Annotated in this window: 18 protein-coding genes; 8 read left to right on the top strand and 10 right to left on the bottom strand. The window is 71.8% G+C overall.

Annotation, left to right across the window (positions count from 1 at the left end):
• Positions 1-51 precede the first annotated feature (51 nt).
• From AMIS_RS31730 to AMIS_RS31700, 7 genes are all read right to left on the bottom strand, one after another.
• Positions 52-1,062: an ABC transporter ATP-binding protein gene (locus AMIS_RS31730; protein ID WP_014446550.1), complete on the bottom strand. Its 1,011-nt coding sequence runs from the start codon at positions 1,060-1,062 to the stop codon at positions 52-54.
• Positions 1,059-2,054: an ABC transporter permease gene (locus AMIS_RS31725; protein ID WP_014446549.1), complete on the bottom strand. Its 996-nt coding sequence runs from the start codon at positions 2,052-2,054 to the stop codon at positions 1,059-1,061. Before AMIS_RS31725 ends, AMIS_RS31730 begins: the two co-directional genes overlap by 4 nt.
• Positions 2,055-2,057: 3 nt before the next feature.
• A complete protein-coding gene (locus AMIS_RS31720; RefSeq protein ID WP_014446548.1) occupies positions 2,058-3,038 on the bottom strand; it encodes an ABC transporter permease in 981 nt (326 codons plus the stop codon).
• Positions 3,035-4,078, bottom strand: coding sequence for an ABC transporter ATP-binding protein (locus AMIS_RS31715; protein WP_014446547.1), 1,044 nt, complete (start codon positions 4,076-4,078; stop codon positions 3,035-3,037). Before AMIS_RS31715 ends, AMIS_RS31720 begins: the two co-directional genes overlap by 4 nt.
• A 67-nt stretch (positions 4,079-4,145) precedes the next feature.
• Positions 4,146-5,834: an ABC transporter substrate-binding protein gene (locus AMIS_RS31710; protein WP_014446546.1), complete on the bottom strand. Its 1,689-nt coding sequence runs from the start codon at positions 5,832-5,834 to the stop codon at positions 4,146-4,148.
• 138 nt (positions 5,835-5,972) lie between these two features.
• On the bottom strand, positions 5,973-6,977 hold the full coding sequence (locus AMIS_RS31705) for a LacI family DNA-binding transcriptional regulator (protein WP_014446545.1): 1,005 nt from the start codon (positions 6,975-6,977) through the stop codon (positions 5,973-5,975).
• Between the two features lie 98 nt (positions 6,978-7,075).
• Entirely contained in the window at positions 7,076-7,960 is an 885-nt protein-coding gene (locus AMIS_RS31700) for an NAD-dependent protein deacetylase (protein WP_014446544.1), read from the bottom strand.
• Positions 7,961-8,057: 97 nt separating this feature from the next.
• Between AMIS_RS31700 and AMIS_RS31695 the strand changes: the two genes are divergently transcribed.
• The 3 genes from AMIS_RS31695 to AMIS_RS31685 all read left to right on the top strand — a co-directional run bounded on the left by AMIS_RS31695 (position 8,058) and on the right by AMIS_RS31685 (position 10,200).
• Positions 8,058-8,288: a hypothetical protein gene (locus AMIS_RS31695; RefSeq protein WP_041830184.1), complete on the top strand. Its 231-nt coding sequence runs from the start codon at positions 8,058-8,060 to the stop codon at positions 8,286-8,288.
• A 69-nt stretch (positions 8,289-8,357) separates the two neighbouring features.
• Entirely contained in the window at positions 8,358-9,059 is a 702-nt protein-coding gene (locus tag AMIS_RS31690) for a hypothetical protein (RefSeq protein WP_014446542.1), read from the top strand.
• An 88-nt stretch (positions 9,060-9,147) separates the two neighbouring features.
• Positions 9,148-10,200 (top strand): App1 family protein, encoded by a 1,053-nt coding sequence (locus AMIS_RS31685; protein ID WP_014446541.1) that lies wholly within the window; start codon positions 9,148-9,150, stop codon positions 10,198-10,200.
• Between the two features lie 16 nt (positions 10,201-10,216).
• On the opposite strand, the gene AMIS_RS43485 is transcribed toward AMIS_RS31685, so the two are convergent.
• Positions 10,217-10,372, bottom strand: coding sequence for a hypothetical protein (locus AMIS_RS43485; RefSeq protein ID WP_014446540.1), 156 nt, complete (start codon positions 10,370-10,372; stop codon positions 10,217-10,219).
• A 17-nt stretch (positions 10,373-10,389) separates the two neighbouring features.
• Here AMIS_RS43485 and AMIS_RS31680 point away from each other — a divergent pair, with 17 nt between their 5' ends.
• Genes AMIS_RS31680 through AMIS_RS31665 form a run of 4 tightly spaced genes read left to right on the top strand, consistent with a single transcriptional unit; the run spans position 10,390 to position 14,364 of the window.
• Positions 10,390-11,046 carry a hypothetical protein gene (locus tag AMIS_RS31680; protein WP_014446539.1) on the top strand — a complete coding sequence of 219 codons (657 nt, stop codon included), beginning with the start codon at positions 10,390-10,392 and terminating at the stop codon, positions 11,044-11,046.
• A gap of 35 nt (positions 11,047-11,081) precedes the next feature.
• Positions 11,082-12,587, top strand: coding sequence for an ATP-binding protein (locus tag AMIS_RS40975; protein WP_014446538.1), 1,506 nt, complete (start codon positions 11,082-11,084; stop codon positions 12,585-12,587).
• Positions 12,512-13,804: a helix-turn-helix domain-containing protein gene (locus AMIS_RS44750; RefSeq protein ID WP_041830183.1), complete on the top strand. Its 1,293-nt coding sequence runs from the start codon at positions 12,512-12,514 to the stop codon at positions 13,802-13,804. The genes AMIS_RS40975 and AMIS_RS44750 overlap by 76 nt, the downstream gene beginning before the upstream one ends.
• A 35-nt stretch (positions 13,805-13,839) precedes the next feature.
• A complete protein-coding gene (locus tag AMIS_RS31665; protein WP_014446536.1) occupies positions 13,840-14,364 on the top strand; it encodes a YceI family protein in 525 nt (174 codons plus the stop codon).
• Positions 14,365-14,375: 11 nt separating this feature from the next.
• Here AMIS_RS31665 and AMIS_RS31660 read toward each other — a convergent pair whose 3' ends face one another.
• Positions 14,376-15,950 carry a DEAD/DEAH box helicase gene (locus tag AMIS_RS31660; RefSeq protein WP_014446535.1) on the bottom strand — a complete coding sequence of 525 codons (1,575 nt, stop codon included), beginning with the start codon at positions 15,948-15,950 and terminating at the stop codon, positions 14,376-14,378.
• Between the two features lie 246 nt (positions 15,951-16,196).
• On the opposite strand from AMIS_RS31660, the gene AMIS_RS31655 reads away from it, so the two are divergent.
• The gene (locus tag AMIS_RS31655; RefSeq protein WP_014446534.1) at positions 16,197-17,048 is read left to right on the top strand and encodes a sigma-70 family RNA polymerase sigma factor; all 852 of its coding nucleotides are present in this window, start codon (positions 16,197-16,199) and stop codon (positions 17,046-17,048) included.
• An 8-nt stretch (positions 17,049-17,056) separates the two neighbouring features.
• On the opposite strand, the gene AMIS_RS31650 is transcribed toward AMIS_RS31655, so the two are convergent.
• Positions 17,057-17,569 (bottom strand): hypothetical protein, encoded by a 513-nt coding sequence (locus AMIS_RS31650; protein WP_014446533.1) that lies wholly within the window; start codon positions 17,567-17,569, stop codon positions 17,057-17,059.
• Positions 17,570-17,735 lie beyond the last annotated feature (166 nt).

The following is a 17,735-nucleotide window of genomic DNA, read 5'->3' as shown; positions in this document are numbered from 1 at the left end:
TGCAACCAGCCTGACCGGGCGGCTGGCGCCGCACGGGCCCACGGGTCGAGGTCATGACCCGACGGGCTGCGCGGCCGGGTGCAACCAGCAGGCGACGGATCGGGTGGCGCCGTCGGGGGTGTCCGGGCGGCCGAGGATCGGGATGGTGTCCGCGCACGGATCGAACGCCCTCGCGCACCGCGGATGGAAGGAGCAGCCACTCGGCATGCCCTTGAGGTCCGGCGGCGAGCCGGGGATGCCGGTCAGCTCCCGGCGCGGCCCGCGCAGGGCCGGGAACGATCCGAGCAACCCCGCGGAGTACGGGTGGAGCGCGTCCCGGTAGACGGCCGCGGCCGGCGCCTCCTCGACGATCCGCCCGCCGTACATGATGGCGATCCGGTTCGAGAACTCGACGAGCAACGACAGGTCGTGCGTGATGAAGATGACCGAGAAGCCGAGCCGTTCCCGCAGCTCGATCAGCTGACCGAGGATCTGCCGCTGCATGACCACGTCGAGCGCGGTGGTCGGCTCATCCATGATCACCACCTGCGGCTGCAGGATCAGCGCCATACCGATCATGACGCGCTGCCGCATGCCGCCGGAGAGCTGATGCGGGTACGCCTCCATCCGGTCCGGTGAGATGCCGACCAGCTTGAGCATCTCGCGGGCCCGGGCGTTGCGGCTGTGCTCGCTCATCCGCGGGTCGTGCGCCTTGAGCACGTCGGTGAGCTGGGTGGAGATCTTGTGCACCGGGTTGAGCGAGTTCATCGCGCCCTGGAAGACGATCGCCGTCTCGTTCCACCGGAAGCCGCGCAGGTCGCGGTCGGAGAGGCCGAGCACGTCGTACGGGTCGCCCTCGGCGGGGTGGTAGACGACCTGGCCGCCGGTGATCACACCGGGGGGCGGGAGGAGGCGGGTCATCCCGTACGCGAGGGTGGACTTGCCCGATCCGCTCTCGCCGGCCAGACCGAGCACCTCACCGCGGTGTAGCGTGAGGCTGACGTCGCGGACCGCGTGGACCGCCTCGGCGCCCAGGCCGTACTCGACGTTCAGGTTGCGGATCTCGAGGACGGGCGCGGTCATGGCGCGGTCTCCTTCTGGATGACGGGCGTGAATCCGATCCGCATCCGGACGGTCTTGCCGGTGGCGGTGCGCAGCTTCGTCGAACCCATGCTGCGCAGGCGCGGGCTGACGAACTCGTCGATCCCGAAGTTGATCAGCGAGAGCGCGGTGCCGAGGATCGCGATCGCGAGACCGGCCGGCACGAACCACCACCAGGCGTTCTGGGCGAGCGCCTGCTGGCCCTGCGCCCAGAACAGGATGGTTCCCCAGTTCCAGGTGGTGGCCGAGGTGACGCCGATGAAGGCCAGGGTGATCTCGGAGAGCACCGCGAAGATGACCGTGCCGACGAAACCGGAGGCGATCACCGCGGTCAGGTTCGGCAGCAGCTCGAACCCGATCACCCGCCAGGTCCGCTCACCCGCCGCGCGGGCCGCCTCGACGAAGTCCCGCCGGCGCAGCGACAGCGTCTGCGCCCGCAGCACCCGCGCGTTCCAGGACCACGAGGTGAGGCCGATGACCAGCGCGATCAGCCAGTCCTCGGCGCTCTCCAGGGTGGACGTGATGATGATGATCAGGGGTAGTGCGGGGATCACCAGGAAGACGTTGGAGAGCGCGGAGAGCACCTCGTCGGTCTTGCCGCCGACGTACCCCGCGGTCACCCCGATCAGCACCGAGAGCACCGTCGCCACGATGCCGGCGAAGAAGCCGACGAAGATGACGCTGCGGGTGCCGGTCAGCAGCTGGCTGAGGACGTCCTGACCGAGATGGGTGGTGCCCATCCAGTGATCGGCGGACGGCGGCTGGACCAGGGCGTTGCTGCGCGCGCCCGGGTCGTAGGGCGCCACCCACGGCCCGATGACCGCGAACAGCAGGTAGACGCCGAGGATGATCAGGCCGGTGGCGGCCTTCTTGTTGGCCACGAAGCGGAAGCGGCGGCGACGGACCTTGGCGGGCTGGGCCATCGACCCCTGTACCGGGATGACCTGCTCGATGCTGGAGGTGGGGATGGACACCGCTCAGCCCTCCTTGCGAGTGCGCGGGTCGAGAAGCAGGTACGCGATGTCCGCCAGCAGGTTCGCCACCAGCACGGAGATCGTGATGATCAGGAAGATGCCCTGCATGAGCGGGTAGTCCGAGGCGCCGAGCGCCTGGAAGAGCTGGAAGCCGACGCCCGGGTAGGAGAAGACGATCTCCACGAGCAGGGTGCCGCCGACGATGAAGCCGAGCGAGAGCGCGAACCCGGAGACGTTCGGCAGCAGCGCGTTGCGGGCCGCGTAGCTCATCGCGACCCGGCGGTCGGAGAGCCCCTTCGCGTGCGCCACGGTGATGTAGTCCTCGGAGGCGACGGTCACCATCATGTTGCGCATGCTGAGGATCCAGCCGCTGACCGACGAGATCAGGATGGTCAGCGCGGGCAGCAGGCTGTGCTGGATCGCGCTCGGGATGAAGTAGAGGTCCCAGGCCGGCACCAGGCCCGCGTCGAATCCGCCGGACGACGGGAAGAAGCTGTCCGGCCCGGTGAGCAGGTAGATCGCGATGATCCCGAGCCAGAAGTACGGCACCGAGGAGAGGAACGTGGTGACCGGCAGCAGACCGTCGGCCCACGATCCGCGCCGCCAGCCGGCCAGGATGCCGAGGCCGGTGCCGAGGAAGAAGCTGATCACCGTGGTGATGCCGACCAGCAGCAGGGTCCACGGCAGGCTGTTCGAGATGATCTCGGAGACCGGCGTCGGGAAGAACGTGAACGACAGGCCCAGATCGCCGGTGAGCAGCTGCTTCCAGTAGGTCACGTACTCCGACCAGAGGCTGGCGTCCTTGTCGAGTCCGAACAGGACGTAGAGCGACTCGATCGCCTTGCTGCTCAGCTGACCCTGGTACTTGGTGACCAGCGCCTGCACCGGGTCGCCCGGGATGAGCCGGGGGATGAAGAAGTTCAGCGTGATCGCGGCCCACGCGGTGAAGAGGTAGAACGCGAGGCGCTGCAGGAAGTACTTCACCGGGCGCCCTCACCGTCGTAGAGCCAGCAGGCCGCCCAGTGGCCGGGCACGTCACCGATCTCCAGCGGCACAGGCAGCTCGACCGAGCACCGCGGCATCGCGACCGGGCAGCGCGGATGGAAACGGCATCCGGTGGGCGGGTGGATCAGGCTCGGCGGCTCGCCGTTGCCGCGCTCCTCGCCTGCGGCTTCGGAGAGACCGGTGAGACGATCCGGGTCCGGCGCCGATTCGATCAACAACCGGGTGTACGGGTGAGCCGGCGCCTGGGTGACCGTCTCCGAGTCCCCGCCCTCGACCATCCGCCCGGCGTACATGACCATGGTCTCGTCCGCGAAGTACCGCGCCGAGGCGATGTCGTGGGTGATGTAGAGGATCGCGAGGTTCAGGCGTTCCTTCAGGTCGCGCAGCAGATTCAGCACGCCGAGCCGGATCGAGACGTCCAGCATGGACACCGGCTCGTCGGCGAGCAGCGCCTTCGGCTCGGCGCCGAGCGCGCGGGCGATCGCGACGCGCTGCCGCTGGCCGCCGGAGAGCTCGTGCGGGAACTTGTCCAGGTACCGCTCGGGCGGCGTCAGCGAGACCCGTTCCAGGAGCTGGTGCAGCGCGGTCTCCAGGTCGTCGCCGGCGTTGCCGTGGATCTGCAGCGACCGGCTCAGGTGGTACCGGATGGTGTGCACCGGGTTCAGCGACGCGAACGGGTCCTGGAAGATCATCTGGACCTGGGCGCAGTACCGGCGGAACGCCGATCCGGACGTGACCCGGGTCGACGTGCCGTGCAGCCGGATGTCACCGCCGGTGCGCGGGTAGAGCTGGGCGAGCAGGCGCGCCACGGTGGACTTGCCGGAGCCGGACTCGCCGACGAGGGCGACCACCCGCCCGCGCCGCAGCGTGAGGTTCACATCGTCGACGGCGTGCACCGCGTCGTGCCGCCCGGAGAACAGATCACGGAGTCGCCGGCGGACGGGGAAGTGCTTGGTCAGGCCGATCGCCTCAAGCACCACCTCGCCGGCCGGCGCCTTCGTGTCGGGAATCGACGTCATGCCGGGGTTCCTTTTGTACTGGAGGTGACGCGGGCGTCCCGGTGCGGCCGGGACGCCCGCGAGGCGATCAGGAGTTGGCGGGCTGCAGCTTCAGGACGACCTGCAGTGCGGCCGCCTGCGTGGGCTGCGCGGGCGCGTAGGAGTCCGCGTCCGTGGGCCAGCCGATCCAGTTCTTGGTGCTGTACGCGGCGCCGACGTTGTCCGAGCCGACCGGCAGCATCGGGGCCTGCTCCACGAAGATCTTCTGGATCGTGGCGAGCGCGGTCTTGCGGGCGCCCTCGTCGGTCGCGTTCGAGTACGCCTTCAGCGCGGCGGTCGCCTCCGGGCTGTCGAAACGGCCGAAGTTGCCCTGCTGCGCGGCGGTGCCGATCGGCTTCATCAGGTCGCCGTCCATGACGGTCTGGTAGATGTCGAACGGCGTCGAGCCGCCGTTGGTCCACCGCATGGAGGCCTCGAAGTCGCCCTTCTGGACGTTCGCGTCCCAGACGTTCTGGTTCGGCTTCTCCACGGTGGCGGCGATGCCGATCTCCGCGAGGTTGCTCTTGATGATCTCCAGCGAGGTCTGGTAGTCGGACCACGGCGCCGGGTCGGAGAGCTTGATGGTGACCGGCTTGCCGGTCTTGTCCTTGAGGACGTTGCCCTCCAGCTTGTAGCCGGACTGGGTCAGCAGCGCCTTGGCGCCCTCGACGTCGACCGAGAACGTCTTGCCCTTGTACTCGTCGGCGATGTAGGCGTCACCCGCGCCCTCGGGCAGACCGGTGACGCTCTTGATCTCCGGGTGGAAGTAGCCGGCCTCGGCCTGCACGAAGATGTCGTTGCGGTTGATGACCATGTTCATGGCCCGGCGCAGCGCGGGGTCGTCGAACGGCTTCTTGGTGGTGTTGATGTAGAGGCCGTGGATGCCCAGCACGCCCGGCGCCCAGACCTTGTAGTGCTCCGGGTCCTTGGCGACGAAGGTCTGCTCGTAGTTCGGGATGAAGACGAAGCTCCACTCCGACGTACCCGTGGCAAGGGCCGTGGCCTGCGCGTTGTTGTCGGCGAAGGAGGTGTAGCGCAGCTCCTTGACCTTCGGCTGGGTGCCCCAGTAACCGCTCTCTCGGGCGGTAAGGATCGTCGCCTGCTGGGAGAACGACTTCAACGCGTACGGGCCACTGCCGACCGGCTCCTTGATCGGGTCGGTGGCCGGGTCGGACAGCTTCTCCCAGATGTGCTTCGGCACGATCGGGGTCTGGCCGATGACCTTGTGGTGCGTGGTGAACTGCGACGTCTTGAAGGTCATCTTGACCTTGTTGCCGTCCGCGGTGATCTGGTCGTACGGGATGGCGAAGAGGTTGAGCGCGTCGTTGCCCTTGATCATGGTGTGGGTGAACACCACGTCCTCGGCGGTCAGCGGCTTGCCGTCCGACCAGGTGGCGCCGTCCCGGATCACCAGGTCGACGGTCTTGTAGTCCGGCGACCACGTGATCGAGCTGGCCAGCCACGGGGTCAGCGGCTCGGACGGCTTGGTGTTGTTCCACTGGCCGAGCGGCTCGAAGATCATCCAGCGGTAGCCGAGCCCGGCGGCGGCCGAGGTCTGGACGAAGGGGTTGTTGCTCTCGGTCACCGTGCCGTTGGGCATGCCGATCGACAGGTAGTCGACCTGCTCGCCCTTGGCGGCGTTCTTGTTGTTGGCGTTCGGCGAGTCACCGCACGCGGACAACCCGCCTGTGGCGAGCGCGCCGGCCAGGGCGACCGCGAACAGTTTCCTTCTCTGCATCGCAAAACTCCTCGGATTCAATGCGGGGTGAGAGGGGTGCCCGGAGGGCGTGCAGTACCGCGCGGCCGGCCTGGGCCGGTCGCTGGGTGTCGCTGTTTCCCGGCCGTCATAGCGGCCGGTGGATATCGAGGTCTCCGCCTAGGCGGCGGTCGAGTCGCGGACGGTGAAGGTGGCCGGGATTATCGTCGGCCGGTTCGGGAGCGGGGCTCCTTCGAAGTGGGCCAGCAGCGTGCGCGCCGCCGCCTCGCCCATCTCCCGCAGGGGCTGATGGACCGTGGTGAGCGCGGGCTTGGCGTGCGCCGCCATCGGGATGTCGTCGAAACCGACCACCGCGACATCGCCCGGGACGCTCCGGCCGCTCTCCTGGATCGCCTGCATGGCGCCGAACGCGGAGAGGTCGTTGTGGCAGAAGACCGCGTCGAACTCGATGCCGGTCTCGATCGCCTGCCGGATGTTGTCCACACCGCAGCCGACCTTGAAGTCACCGAGCATGACCCGGTCCGCGGAGAGCGGGATTCCGGCGTCCGCGTAGACCGAGAGGAAGCCGTCGGTCCGCTGCTGGGTGCAGCCGAAGCGGGACGGCCCGGTGATCACGAGCGGCTTGTGGCGCCCGATGCCCAGCAGGTGGTGCGCGGCATCCGCGGCGCCGGTGTGATTGGTGGTGCCGACGGTCGGTATCGATCCGCCGGAGATCTGGTCCCGGTCGTCGATGAGAACCATCGGCAGGCCGCGGGCGTGCAGGTTGGCGATGTAGTCGAGGGTGCCCTCCGGCTCGATCACGAGCAGGCCGTCGAAGGACTTGGCGGCGACCTGCGCGGCGAACTGCCGCATCGAGTCGTCGCCGCGGTTGCAGGTGAAGAGCAGCAGGCCGTAGTTCTCCGCTTCGAGGACGTCGACCGCGCCCTGCAGCACCTCGCCCATCCAGGGCCAGGTCAGCGAGGGCACCAGCATGCCGACCACCCGGGTGCGCCCGCGGGCCAGGTTGACCGCCCGCGCGCTGGGCACGTAGCCCAGCTCCTCGATGACCGCGCGCACCCGCGCGGCGGTCGTCTCGTCGAGCTCGCCCTTGCCGTTCAGCACCCGCGAGACCGTGGTCTTGCTGACCTTGGCCCGCGCCGCGACGTCGGCGATGGTGATCGGCACTGCTCCTCCGATGTTGCTGAAGGGTTTCGGAACCGGTTTCGGTACCGGTTTCGGCAGTCAACCCCAGTGAGGGCCGTCACGTCAACGTGCCGAGGGATCTATTTAGGTTTCGAGACGGTAACCGTGTTTACAAATCGGTGGTTATCGGTATCCGTCGCCAGATTGGGAAGGACGACGCCGAGCGGGGCATCGATGACCATGTCGGCGTACGGCTCGCCGCGGGTCACGCCCCGGTTCACGATCGCCACCCGGATGCCCTCCCGGACCGCGCGCAGCACGAACCGCCGCCCCGACATCACGGTCAGCGAGGAACCGAGAACCAGCAGCGTACGGGCGGTCTCGACCAGCTCGAACGACCGTGTCACCCGGTCGGCCGGCACGGTCTCGCCGAAGTACACGACGTCGGGTTTCAGCACCCCGCCGCAGGACCGGCAGGGCACCACCGTGAACCCGGAGAGCTCGTCGTCGTCGAGCTCCACGTCGCCGTCCGGATTGATCGTCGTGGCGACCGCGGCGAAGTCCGGGTTCGCCGCGGTCAGCCGGTGCTCCAGCTCGACCCGCGAGGTCAGCTCCCGGCAGTCCAGGCAGACGATCCGGGACAGGTTGCCGTGCAGCTCGACCACGTCCCGCGCGCCGGCCGCCTGGTGCAGCCCGTCCACGTTCTGCGTGATCAGCCCGGCCAGCAGCCCGGACTCCTGCCAGCGGGCCACCGCCGCGTGCCCCTCGTTGGGCCGTGCCCCGCCGATCGTGCGCCAGCCCAGGTGGCTGCGCGCCCAGTACCGCCGGCGGGCGATCGGGTCCGAGGTGAACGTCTGATACGTCATCGGGGTGCCGCGCCGGGCCGAGCCGGACGGGCCCCGGTAGTCCGGTATCCCGGAGTCGGTCGAGAGGCCGGCGCCGGTGAGCACCGCGACGCCACCCTCGGCGATCCACGCGTCCAGCCGCGCCACCTGCTCCACCACAGACAAGTCCATGACACCCATGGTCCCTCGCCCGGGTGACCGCGTGTGCCATCCCTTCGGGTGGGCGTGACCTCGCGAGGCCGTGCGCGTTGACCTGCGCTCCGATAGGTTGGATCCCGTGATCGAGAAGGTGCGGGACGCGCACCGCCCGCGGGCCGGGCGGCGTCTTCTGCGCTTCCTGGCCCACCTCGCCGTGCTGGCGCTCGCGGCCACCCTGCACCTGCCCGTCACGTCCGCCGTCCCGGCTCCGCCCACCCCCCTGGCGGATTTCGCTGTCACCGCGTTCCCCGCGCTGAAGGCCGGGGAGGTCCCGCAGGCCACCGGCCCGCGCGCGCCTCCGGCCGCCTGAGGTGCGGACAGCCGACCGGCCATCCGCACCCGTCGATGCCGGCCGTGTCTTCCTTCTTGGGGGTGTTCCATGGATTCCGCACTGCAGAGCTTTCTGAGCGCCGTGCCGCAGGCCGCCGCTATCTGGCTGACCATCCTGCTGCTGCTCGCCGTGGCGGTGGTGTGCGCGCGGCTGCCGCGTGCGACCGCCCTGCCCGCGCCCGAGCCGGACGAGAACCCGTACGCGGCGGAGGTGGAGAGCGCCGTCGCCGAGGCGTCCGCAGCCGCCGGGCGGCGCCGGGCCGAGTGGCTGGAGTCCCAGCAGGCGGTCGACGCGGCGTGGACGGCGTACGAGCAGGCCGAGGCGGACGCCCGGCGGATCGCGGCGGCCACCGCGTACCCGTTGATGAGCCGCCGCCGCAAGCCGGGCGAGAACGTCGACCGCCAGCGCTACCTGCATCGGGCCGCCACCGAGCTGTGCCGCACCCAGGACCTGTCGATCGGCCAGCTCAACGACGTCTACGCGCACCGCGGCTGGAACCCGCGACTGCATCCTGTCCAGCAGGAGGCGGCGCTGCACGCGGCGGTCCGCGAGCACCGGCTGGAGGCGTACCGGAAGGCGGTCGCCGCGGAGCAGGCCGCGTGGCGCAGCGCCGAGGCCGCCGCCGAAACCCTGCGTGACCTGCGCGCCGAGGCCGCCGCGGCCCGGCTGCGCGGACCCGCGTCGCAGGCCGCGGACCAGCAGTGGTGGTCGGAGCAGTGGACGGGAGCCGAACTGCCCGCCGCCGCCTGATGTCCATGCCGGACACCCCTACCGTTCCCATCGGCCGTACAGATGCCTTGGGTAACGTGACCCGCGGCGGTCTCGGGGTAAGGAGGCGATGGTGACGGTAACTCCCGCAGGTGACAGCACATCGGTGAACCGTGCGGCCATGCACCGGGCCGCCCTCGTCGAGGACGCGATTCACGACATCATCGAGCGCCGCCTCGTGGGCCGGGGCTGGAAGCCGTACATCACGGCCTACACCGGTTACGGTGCGCCCGGCTGGGCCCGGGTGATGGGCCGGGTGCTGCTGGCCCGCCCCGGCACGGTCAGCAAGCGCCGGGAGAAGGTCCGCGGCTGGCGCAGCTTCACCACCACCCCGGTGAACGGCGCCGTGGTCCGCATCGAGCTCGGCGGCACGGTCACCGAGACCCGGTCCGACCGCAGCGGTTACGTGGACTGCAAGGTCAAAGGCGATCTGGAGCCCGGATGGGGCACGGCCCGGCTGCACACCGAGGGCGCGGCGCCGGTCGACGCGCCGATCCGGGTGATCGACCCGGCGGTGAAATTCGGCGTCATCTCCGACATCGACGACACGGTCATGGTCACCGCGCTGCCGCGCCCGCTGCTCGCGGCGTGGAACACGTTCGTGCTGGACGAGCACGCGCGGACCGCGGTGCCCGGCATGGCGGTCCTCTACGAGCGCATGGTCAACGCGCACCCCGGCGCGCCGGTGATCTACCTGTCCACCGGCGCGTGGAACGTCGCGCCGGCGCTGACCCGGTTCCTGAGCCGGCACCTCTACCCGGCCGGCCCGATCCTGCTGACCGACTGGGGTCCCACGCCGGACCGCTGGTTCCGCAGCGGCCAGGAACACAAGCGCAAGTCGCTGCGCCGGCTCGCCGACGAGTTCCCGCACATCCGCTGGCTGCTGATCGGCGACGACGGCCAGCACGACCAGGAGATCTACTCCGAGTTCGCCCGGTCCCACCCGGAGAACGTGTCGGCCGTCGCGATACGCCGGCTCTCGCCCACCCAGGCGGTGCTGGCCGGCGCGATCCCGGGCCCGTCCGAGACGGCCGAGGTGGTGCCGTCCGGCGGCAAGACCTGGTTCTCCGCCCCGGACGGCGCCGGCCTCTGGTCCGTGCTGCGCGACACCGACGTGGTCTGAGCGTGCCTGGAGAAGATCAGTCCGAGGTCGCCTCGCTGACCCGGTCGTGCAACTTCTGCCGGATCTCGTCCGGTGTGTACGCTCGCCGTCGCCGCTCGGCCCGCGCGATCACCGCGCCGGTCGCCGCGACGCCGGCCAGCCCTGCCAGTCCCACTACCTTCCACCAACGCATCAGCTGAGGATAGACACGTGGTTGCCGAACTCAGCCTCGACGAGGCCATCGATCTGACGCGTACGGGTGACATCTGGATCTTCCGGGGCCGGTCCGGCCCGGATCGTGCCATCCAGACGCTCACCAACAGCCCGGTGAACCACGTCGGCATGTCCCTGGTGATCGAGGACATGCCGCCGCTCATGTGGCACGCCGAGCTGGGCAAGTCCCTGCCCGACATGTGGTCCGGGGCCTTCCGCCGCGGCGTGCAGCTGCACGACCTGCGCGACGCGGTGACGGTCTGGGCCCGCCGGTACGGGCAGCGCGGTTACCTGCGTCAGCTCGACCCCGGCGTGACCCGGGCGATGGAGGACAAGGCGCTGAAGACGGTGGCTCGCCTCGACGGCACCCCGTTCCCGTCCACCTCGCAGCTGGCCTTCCGCTGGGCGCGCGGCCGGGTGCCGCAGATCCGGCTGCCCTGGCAGCGCACCGACGGCCAGGTCAGCGAGGCGACGCTGGAGAAGGCGTACTGCGCCGAGGTGGTCGCGGTGACCTACGAGGACATGGGGCTGCTGCCGCGCGGCCGCAAGGCGAACTGGTACGACCCGGGACGGTTCTGGAGCGGCGACGAGCTGGAGCTGTGCGCGGGATTCACCCTCGGGGACGAGATCTCGGTCAGCGTGCCGGAGGCCTGACAGTCAGGACGGTCCCGGCGGCGCAGAATGCCCGCATGGGAACGAGGCTCGTCGCCCGGGTGGCCGAGGTGGTCGCGCTGGACCGGCTGCGCGCGGATGCCGCCGCCGGCTCGGGCGCGGTCGCGTTGCTGACCGGAGAGGCGGGCATCGGCAAGACGGCCGTGGTCGAGGAGGCCGTCGCGCGGGCGGCGGCGGCCGGCGTCACGGTGCTGACCGGCCGCGCCGACCCGGACGAGGGCGCTCCCGCGTTCTGGCCGTGGCGGCGGCTGCTCGACTGCGGGCTGCCCGGCCTCACCCCGGACCTGCTGGACACCGTGGGCGCCGGAGACACCGGGGAGACGCCGGCCGCCGCCCGGTTCCGGGTCATGCACGCGGTTCTCGGCGCGCTGCGCACGGCCGCCGCGGGCCGGGACGGCGGGCTGGTGCTCGTGCTGGAGGATCTGCACTGGGCCGACCCGGCCTCGCTCGCGCTGCTGGAGCTGGTCTGCCGTGAGGTGGCGGGCACCCGGCTGCTGGTGATCGCGACGGCCCGTACCCTCGATCGGGAATTGGCCGGCGCCGAGACGCTCGCCCTGACCCCCTGGGATCCGCCGACCGTGGCCACCTATCTCGCGCAGCGGGCCGGGACGGCGGTGCACGCCTCATGGCCGGGGGTGGTGCACCGGCTCGGCGGCGGCAACCCGCTCTACACCCGTGAGCTGGCCCGGCTGCTCGCGGCCGGTGACCGGCTGCGACACCCGGCCGGTGGGATGGACCTGCCGGACGGCCTGCTGCGGCTGGTCGGCCGCCGGATCGCCGCGCTCTCCCCGCCGACCCGGGAGATGCTCGGCCTGGCCGCGGCGCTCGGCGCGGACGTGGACGTCACCGTGCTCGGCCGGATCGCCGCGACCCCGATCGAGCCGCTGGTCACCGAGGCGATCGACGCGGGTGTGCTGGTCGAGGACCCGTGGGCGCCGGACCGGCTGCGGTTCGCCCACGAGCTGGTCCGCCAGGCCCGGTACGCCGCGCTGTCCCGGCCCGAGCGGATCGACGCCCACCGGCGGATCGCCGACGCGCTCGAGGTCTCCGGCGCCCGGCCTGGCGAGACGGCACGCCATCGGGTCCGTGCCGTGGTGGACGAGGCGTCCCGGCGTGCCGCGCGTCAGGCGTGCGAGGCGGCAGCGCGGGCCGCGACCCGGCAGCGGGACCACAGCGCCGCCGCGACCTGGCTGGGTCAGGCCCTGGAGTTCGCGCCGGACGACCCGTGGCTGCGCCTGGCCGGGCCGAGGCCGCCTGCCACGACGGGCGGCTCTCGGTCGCGGTCGCGGACTGCGACGCGGCCATGGCGGTGGCCGAGGCCGAGCGGCGGCCGGATCTCGGCGCGGCGGCGGCATCGGGGGTACGGGGTTTCGGCGGCCAGGTGGCATCCACCCTGCTCCACCTCTGCGAGCGGGCCCTCGCCATCCCCGGTCCACTGCCGGACGCCGTGCGGGCCCGTCTCCTCGCCCAGCAGGCCACCCTGCTCGTGGAGATCGGCGGGCACACCCGCGCCGAGCCGATAAGCCGCGCGGCCCTCGCGCTCGCCGAGTGCAGCGACGACCCGGACGCGATCGCCGCCGCGGTGCATGCCCGGCACGAGGTGCTCGACCCGGCGGTGGCGCCCGAGGAGGTGCTCGATCTGGCCGCGCGCAGCCTCGACCTGGCGGCCGCCGGCAGCCGGGCGGAGGCCGAGCTCTGGGGCCGGCTGTGGCGTCTCGACGTGCGGCTCACCGTCGGCGACCTGACCGGGTACGACGCCGAGACCGCGGCGCTGGCGGCCCTCGCCGACCGGCTCGGCTGGTCGGTGGCCCGCTGGCACCTGCTCCGGGCGCGTGCCGCCCGGCTGCTGCTGGCCGGCCGCCCGGGTGCCGCCGCCGACGTCGCGGCCGAGGCGTTCGCGCTGGCCGGGACGTTCGAGGAGCAGCCGGCCCGGGAACTGCACGTGGCCTTCCTGGCCTGTCTTGCCCCGTTCACCGGCCGGGTGCCGGAGTGGCCCGGCGGGCTGCCCGCCGCCCTGGCCCGCTTCGGTTCCGAGCCGATCGCGGTGGCCCAGATCGGCCGGCTCGCCATGCTCGGCGCCGACCGGGACACCGCCGCCGCGGCCTGCCGGGCCCTGCGCGACATGCTGCCGGACCTGGCGCCGGACGTGCGTCACAACTACATCCTGCTCAGCGCCGGTGAGATCGCCGCCTGGCTGGGCTGGACCGGCCTGGCACGAGCCGTCTACGCGCGGGCGCTGCCGCTGGCCGGCCGGTACCTCAACACGATGACCGCCTGCCACGGCGCGATGGACCGCTCGCTGGGTGTGATCGCCGCGGCGATCGGCGAGCGCGAGGCCGCCGAGCGGCACCTGGCCGACGCCGTCGCGATGGAGGACCGGATCGGCGCGGTCGCCTTCGCGGCACAGGCCCGGGTGGCGTACGCCGAGGTCGTGCGCACCTGCGACGGGCGCCGCGCGCACACCCTGGCCGCGGCGGCGCTCGCCACCGCGCGCCGGCTCGGGCTGACCGCGGTGGCGGCCGCCGCTGCCGAGCTGTGCCGGGACGAGCTGACCGGGCGGGAACTCCAGGTGGCGGATCTGGCCGCCGAGGGCCTCGCCAACCGGGAGATCGCCGCCCGGCTGCACATCTCCGAGCGGACCGTTGAGACCCACGTGCGCAACGCCATCGGCAAGCTCGGCGTCACCAACCGGACCCAGCTCGCGGCCCGGCTGCGTGCCGGGAATCAGTACTGGCACTGAGGCGTGGTGTGCCGTCCGGCGGCAGCCTGAACAGCATGAACACACTCACCGAGATCAGCGCAGGAACCTACCGCATCGACGCCGGACGGTCCGTGTGCCGGCTTGTCGCGACCCACGCGTTCGGCCTGAAACCGGTCACCGCGACGATGTCGCTCACCGGCGGGACGGTGACCGTGGCCGAGGACCCGGAACGCTCGATCGCCTCGGCCGAGCTGGACGCGGCCAGTTTCACCACCGACGACCCGCGCCGGGACTCAGACATCCGGGGAAGACGGTTCCTGGACGCGGCGAACCATCCGGAGATCGGGTTCCGGAGCACCCGCTGCCGCCGTACCCCGCAAGGGTGGCAGTTGAGCGGGGTGCTCGCGGTCCGTGGTGGCTCCTGCGAGGTGGTCCTCGACCTGTCGCCGGCCGAGCGGTTCGACGACGGATACCGGCTGGTCGCGCGCTGCGCGGTGGACCGGGTCGCCGCCGGTGTCCGGGCCGGCCGCGGGATCATCGGCCGGACCGTCCACATTCACCTCGACCTGCACGCCGTCCCGGTGGCGGCGCCGGCCTGAGAACTCGCGAACTACCGGCCGGAGCGGCGGCCCGTGCTGCGGGCGGAGAAGGCCGCCGCGCCGCCGGAGGAGGCGGGACGCTGCTGGGGCGTACCCGATCGGGGCGCCGAACCACGCGCCTGGCCGGACCCGCGCGACGAGCTCGCGGTCCGTGCCTGGCCCGCGTTGTGCGCCTTGCCGCCGTCCGGAGCCGGCGACTTCTTGGGGGTGCGGGACTCGGCAGGTGTGGTCCGGGCCGGCGCCGCAGCGGTGGCGGAACGGCGGCCGCGGCCACCCCGGCGGCGACGCGGACGACCGGCGCCCTCGGTCTCCGCGCCCGCCTCGGCGTTCCCACCCGCTTCGGCGTTCCGGCCCGTGGCGGCGGCCGGGGCGGCAGCGGCGGCGGACTGGGCGAGCGCGGCCGAGATCGAGGCGGGGGAGAGGAAGGTCCGCTCGCCCGGCGCCAGCTTCTCCAGCAGCACGTCACCGGGGCGCGTGCGGTGCGTCGCCGGCCGGATGCCGGCCTTGCGCGCCAGGTCGCGGACGTCCGCCTGCTGGTCGTCGGTCATCAGGGTGATCACCGTGCCGCGGGCGCCGGCCCGGGCGGTCCGGCCGGAGCGGTGCAGGTACGCCTTGTGCTCCACCGGCGGGTCGGCGTGGATGACCAGCGCGACGTCGTCGACGTGGATGCCCCGGGCCGCGATGTCCGTCGCCACCAGGGTCTCCGCGGTGCCGTCGGAGAACGCCGACAGGTTGCGGTTGCGCGCGTTCTGCGCGAGGTTGCCGTGCAGCTCCACGGCGGGGACCCCGGCCGCGTTCAGCTGGCGGGTCAGCACCTTGGCGCGGCGCTTGGTCCGGGTGAACACCACCGAGCGGCCCGGCGCGGCGAGCAACTCGACGAGAACGCCGAACCGGTCGTCGTGCTGGACGTGCAGCACGTGGTGCTCCATCTCGACCGGCGCCTGCGCGGCCGAGTCCACGGCGTGCGTGATCGGCGAGCGCATGAAGCGCTGCACCAGCACGTCCACGCCGTTGTCCAGGGTGGCCGAGAAGAGCAGCCGCTGGCCGCCGGCCGGGGTCTGCGACAGCAGCCGCCGCACCACCGGCAGGAAGCCCAGGTCGGCCATGTGGTCGGCCTCGTCCAGGACGGTGATCTCCACATCGTCCAGTGCGGCGTGGCCGTTGCGGATGTGGTCGTCGAGCCGGCCCGGGCAGGCGACGAGCACGTCGACGCCGGCCTTCAGCGCCCGGATCTGCGGGTTCGCCCCGACGCCGCCGAACACCACGAGGGTGCGCAGCCCGGCCGCGTCGGCGAGCGGGCGCAGCGTGGCCTCGATCTGGGTGGCGAGCTCGCGGGTGGGCGCCAGGATCAGCGCGCGCGGGCGGCCGGCCCTGGGCTTGCGGGACGCGGCGGCCAGGCGGGCCACCACCGGGATGACGAACGCGTAAGTCTTGCCGGACCCGGTGCGTCCGCGGCCCAGCACGTCCCGGCCCGCGAGGGTGTCGGGCAGCGTGGCCGCCTGGATCGGAAACGGGGTGGTGATGCCGAGACCGGTGAGTGCCGTGGCGAGAGCGGCGGGCACGCCGAGCTCGGAGAAGGTGGTCATTAAGTTACGAACTCCAACGTCGTCGAGGGTCGTGGCACCCGGCGCTGACCATGTTTCCCTGCCGCGGCGCGTGGTGGTCGACCCGAGGGCGGCCTAGGCCAAGAGTGCCGGCCGCTCCCGATCATTGTACCGGGTACGGACCGCAACCGGTTCGCACCCGATGGCGAACCGCGCAGCACTCAGCAGGCCGGATCTTTCTCCTCAGCGCCGGGATCCCCGCCCGGCAGGCGATCGAGGAGACCCCTGATGACCGGTGAGACATCTGCCACGGAGAGGCGTGGCGAAGACATCGTACGGGCGAACATGCCGCTCGTCGGGCACCTTGTCCGGGAGATGCTGACCCGGGTCCCCGCTCACGTGAACCGGGACGACCTGCTCTCCGCAGGGTACGCGGCGCTGGTCGCCGCGGCACGCGGTTTCGACGCCGAGCGCGGTGTGCCGTTCCCCCGCTTCGCCGCCACCCGGATCCGCGGCGCGCTCCTGGACGAGCTGCGCGGCCTGGACTGGGCCAGCCGCTCGGTGCGGCAGCGGGCCCGGCGCACCGACGCGGCGCGTGAGGAGCTGATGGCCGAGCTGGGCCGCACCCCGACCGTGCCGGAGGTGGCCGAACGGCTCGGCTGCACCGTCGAGGACATCGAGGCCGCGGCCGACGACGTGCAGCGCGCGACGGTCTTCAGCCTTCAGGGCTTCGCGACCGCGACCGCCGACGACGTGGTCACCGAGCCGGGTGCCGGCCCGGAGGAGATGCTGCTGCGCCGGGAGCGCCTCGGGTATCTGCGCAACGCCGTGGACGTACTGCCGGAGCGGCTGCGCGTGGTGGTGCAGGGCTACTTCTTCGACGAGCGGCCGATGGCTGACATCGCGGCCGACCTCGGTGTCAGCGAGTCCCGGGTCTCGCAGCTGCGCGCCGAGGCGCTGGTCCTGCTCCGGGACGGGCTGAACACACACCTGGAGCCGTCCCTCGCGGCGCAGAACCCGCCGAAGGAGGGCTGCGTGGCACGGCGCCGGGCGGCGTACTACGACCGGATCGCGAGCCGGGGCACGCTGCGCAGCCGGCTCGCGATGACCAGTCCGGAAGGGCTGCCGGTGGCCGCCTGACGCGGGGATCAGGCGTTCGCGCAGGTGCCGGCCTTCTTCTGGGCGGCGATGGCCTTCACCGCACCCAGCTTGTAGAGGGCCAGACCCTCCTTGGCCGGCTCCAGCTTCCACGCGTCCTTCTCGTAGATCATCGTGTACGACTGCGCCGCGACGAGCTGCTTCGCGATCACGATGGCCCGGTCGGTGCCCTCCATCCGGGCGCTGGTCAGCGTGATCGCGAGGCCCTTGCGCGAGCAGACCTCGTTGAGCTTGACGTAGTCGGCCTTGCTGATCGCCTTCTTGCCGGCGGCGGTGTAGAGCTCCCAGGCCCCGGCGAAGTCGCCGCCGCTGAACCTGTCGAACACCGTCTGCGCCGCTGCCTTCGCGCCGTCGAGCGTCTTCTGCTCCGGTGCGGGGGCCGCCGCGGCGGCGCTGCCGGACGGGGCCTCGTCGTCGGAGGAACAGGCGGAGGTGACGCCGAGCGTGGCGACCGCGGCGAGGGCCAGGGCGCCGAGACGGGTGTACGGGTGGTTGTAGTCCATGCCCCGGTTAATGAGCCCCGCCCGCCACGCGTAACGGCCCCGGCGTGTCCAGACGGATTGCGGACAGAACGACCCCGCCCCGTAACCCGTGGAACGTGAGCTAGTCTGGTCGTTTGCCGAAAGCATTGGCAGAAACACAAAATGGCAACCATCAAATGGTTGCCAG

Origin of the sequence: Actinoplanes missouriensis 431, from assembly GCF_000284295.1 — a bacterium.
Taxonomy (GTDB): domain Bacteria; phylum Actinomycetota; class Actinomycetes; order Mycobacteriales; family Micromonosporaceae; genus Actinoplanes; species Actinoplanes missouriensis.
The sequence above is the reverse complement of the archived record's forward strand: the minus strand, read 5'-3'. Positions and strand labels throughout refer to the sequence as shown.

What these genes read in the sequence shown, in the direction of transcription:
- AMIS_RS31730 (WP_014446550.1), bottom strand. Translation starts at nt 1,062, where the DNA reads ATGACCGCGCCCGTCCTCGAGATCCGCAACCTGAACGTCGAGTACGGC.
- AMIS_RS31715 (WP_014446547.1), bottom strand. Translation starts at nt 4,078, where the DNA reads ATGACGTCGATTCCCGACACGAAGGCGCCGGCCGGCGAGGTGGTGCTT.
- AMIS_RS31710 (WP_014446546.1), bottom strand. Translation starts at nt 5,834, where the DNA reads ATGCAGAGAAGGAAACTGTTCGCGGTCGCCCTGGCCGGCGCGCTCGCC.
- AMIS_RS31700 (WP_014446544.1), bottom strand. Translation starts at nt 7,960, where the DNA reads ATGGGTGTCATGGACTTGTCTGTGGTGGAGCAGGTGGCGCGGCTGGAC.
- AMIS_RS31690 (WP_014446542.1), top strand. Translation starts at nt 8,358, where the DNA reads ATGGATTCCGCACTGCAGAGCTTTCTGAGCGCCGTGCCGCAGGCCGCC.
- AMIS_RS31685 (WP_014446541.1), top strand. Translation starts at nt 9,148, where the DNA reads ATGGTGACGGTAACTCCCGCAGGTGACAGCACATCGGTGAACCGTGCG.
- AMIS_RS43485 (WP_014446540.1), bottom strand. Translation starts at nt 10,372, where the DNA reads ATGCGTTGGTGGAAGGTAGTGGGACTGGCAGGGCTGGCCGGCGTCGCG.
- AMIS_RS40975 (WP_014446538.1), top strand. Translation starts at nt 11,082, where the DNA reads ATGGGAACGAGGCTCGTCGCCCGGGTGGCCGAGGTGGTCGCGCTGGAC.
- AMIS_RS31665 (WP_014446536.1), top strand. Translation starts at nt 13,840, where the DNA reads ATGAACACACTCACCGAGATCAGCGCAGGAACCTACCGCATCGACGCC.
- AMIS_RS31660 (WP_014446535.1), bottom strand. Translation starts at nt 15,950, where the DNA reads ATGACCACCTTCTCCGAGCTCGGCGTGCCCGCCGCTCTCGCCACGGCA.
- AMIS_RS31655 (WP_014446534.1), top strand. Translation starts at nt 16,197, where the DNA reads ATGACCGGTGAGACATCTGCCACGGAGAGGCGTGGCGAAGACATCGTA.
- AMIS_RS31650 (WP_014446533.1), bottom strand. Translation starts at nt 17,569, where the DNA reads ATGGACTACAACCACCCGTACACCCGTCTCGGCGCCCTGGCCCTCGCC.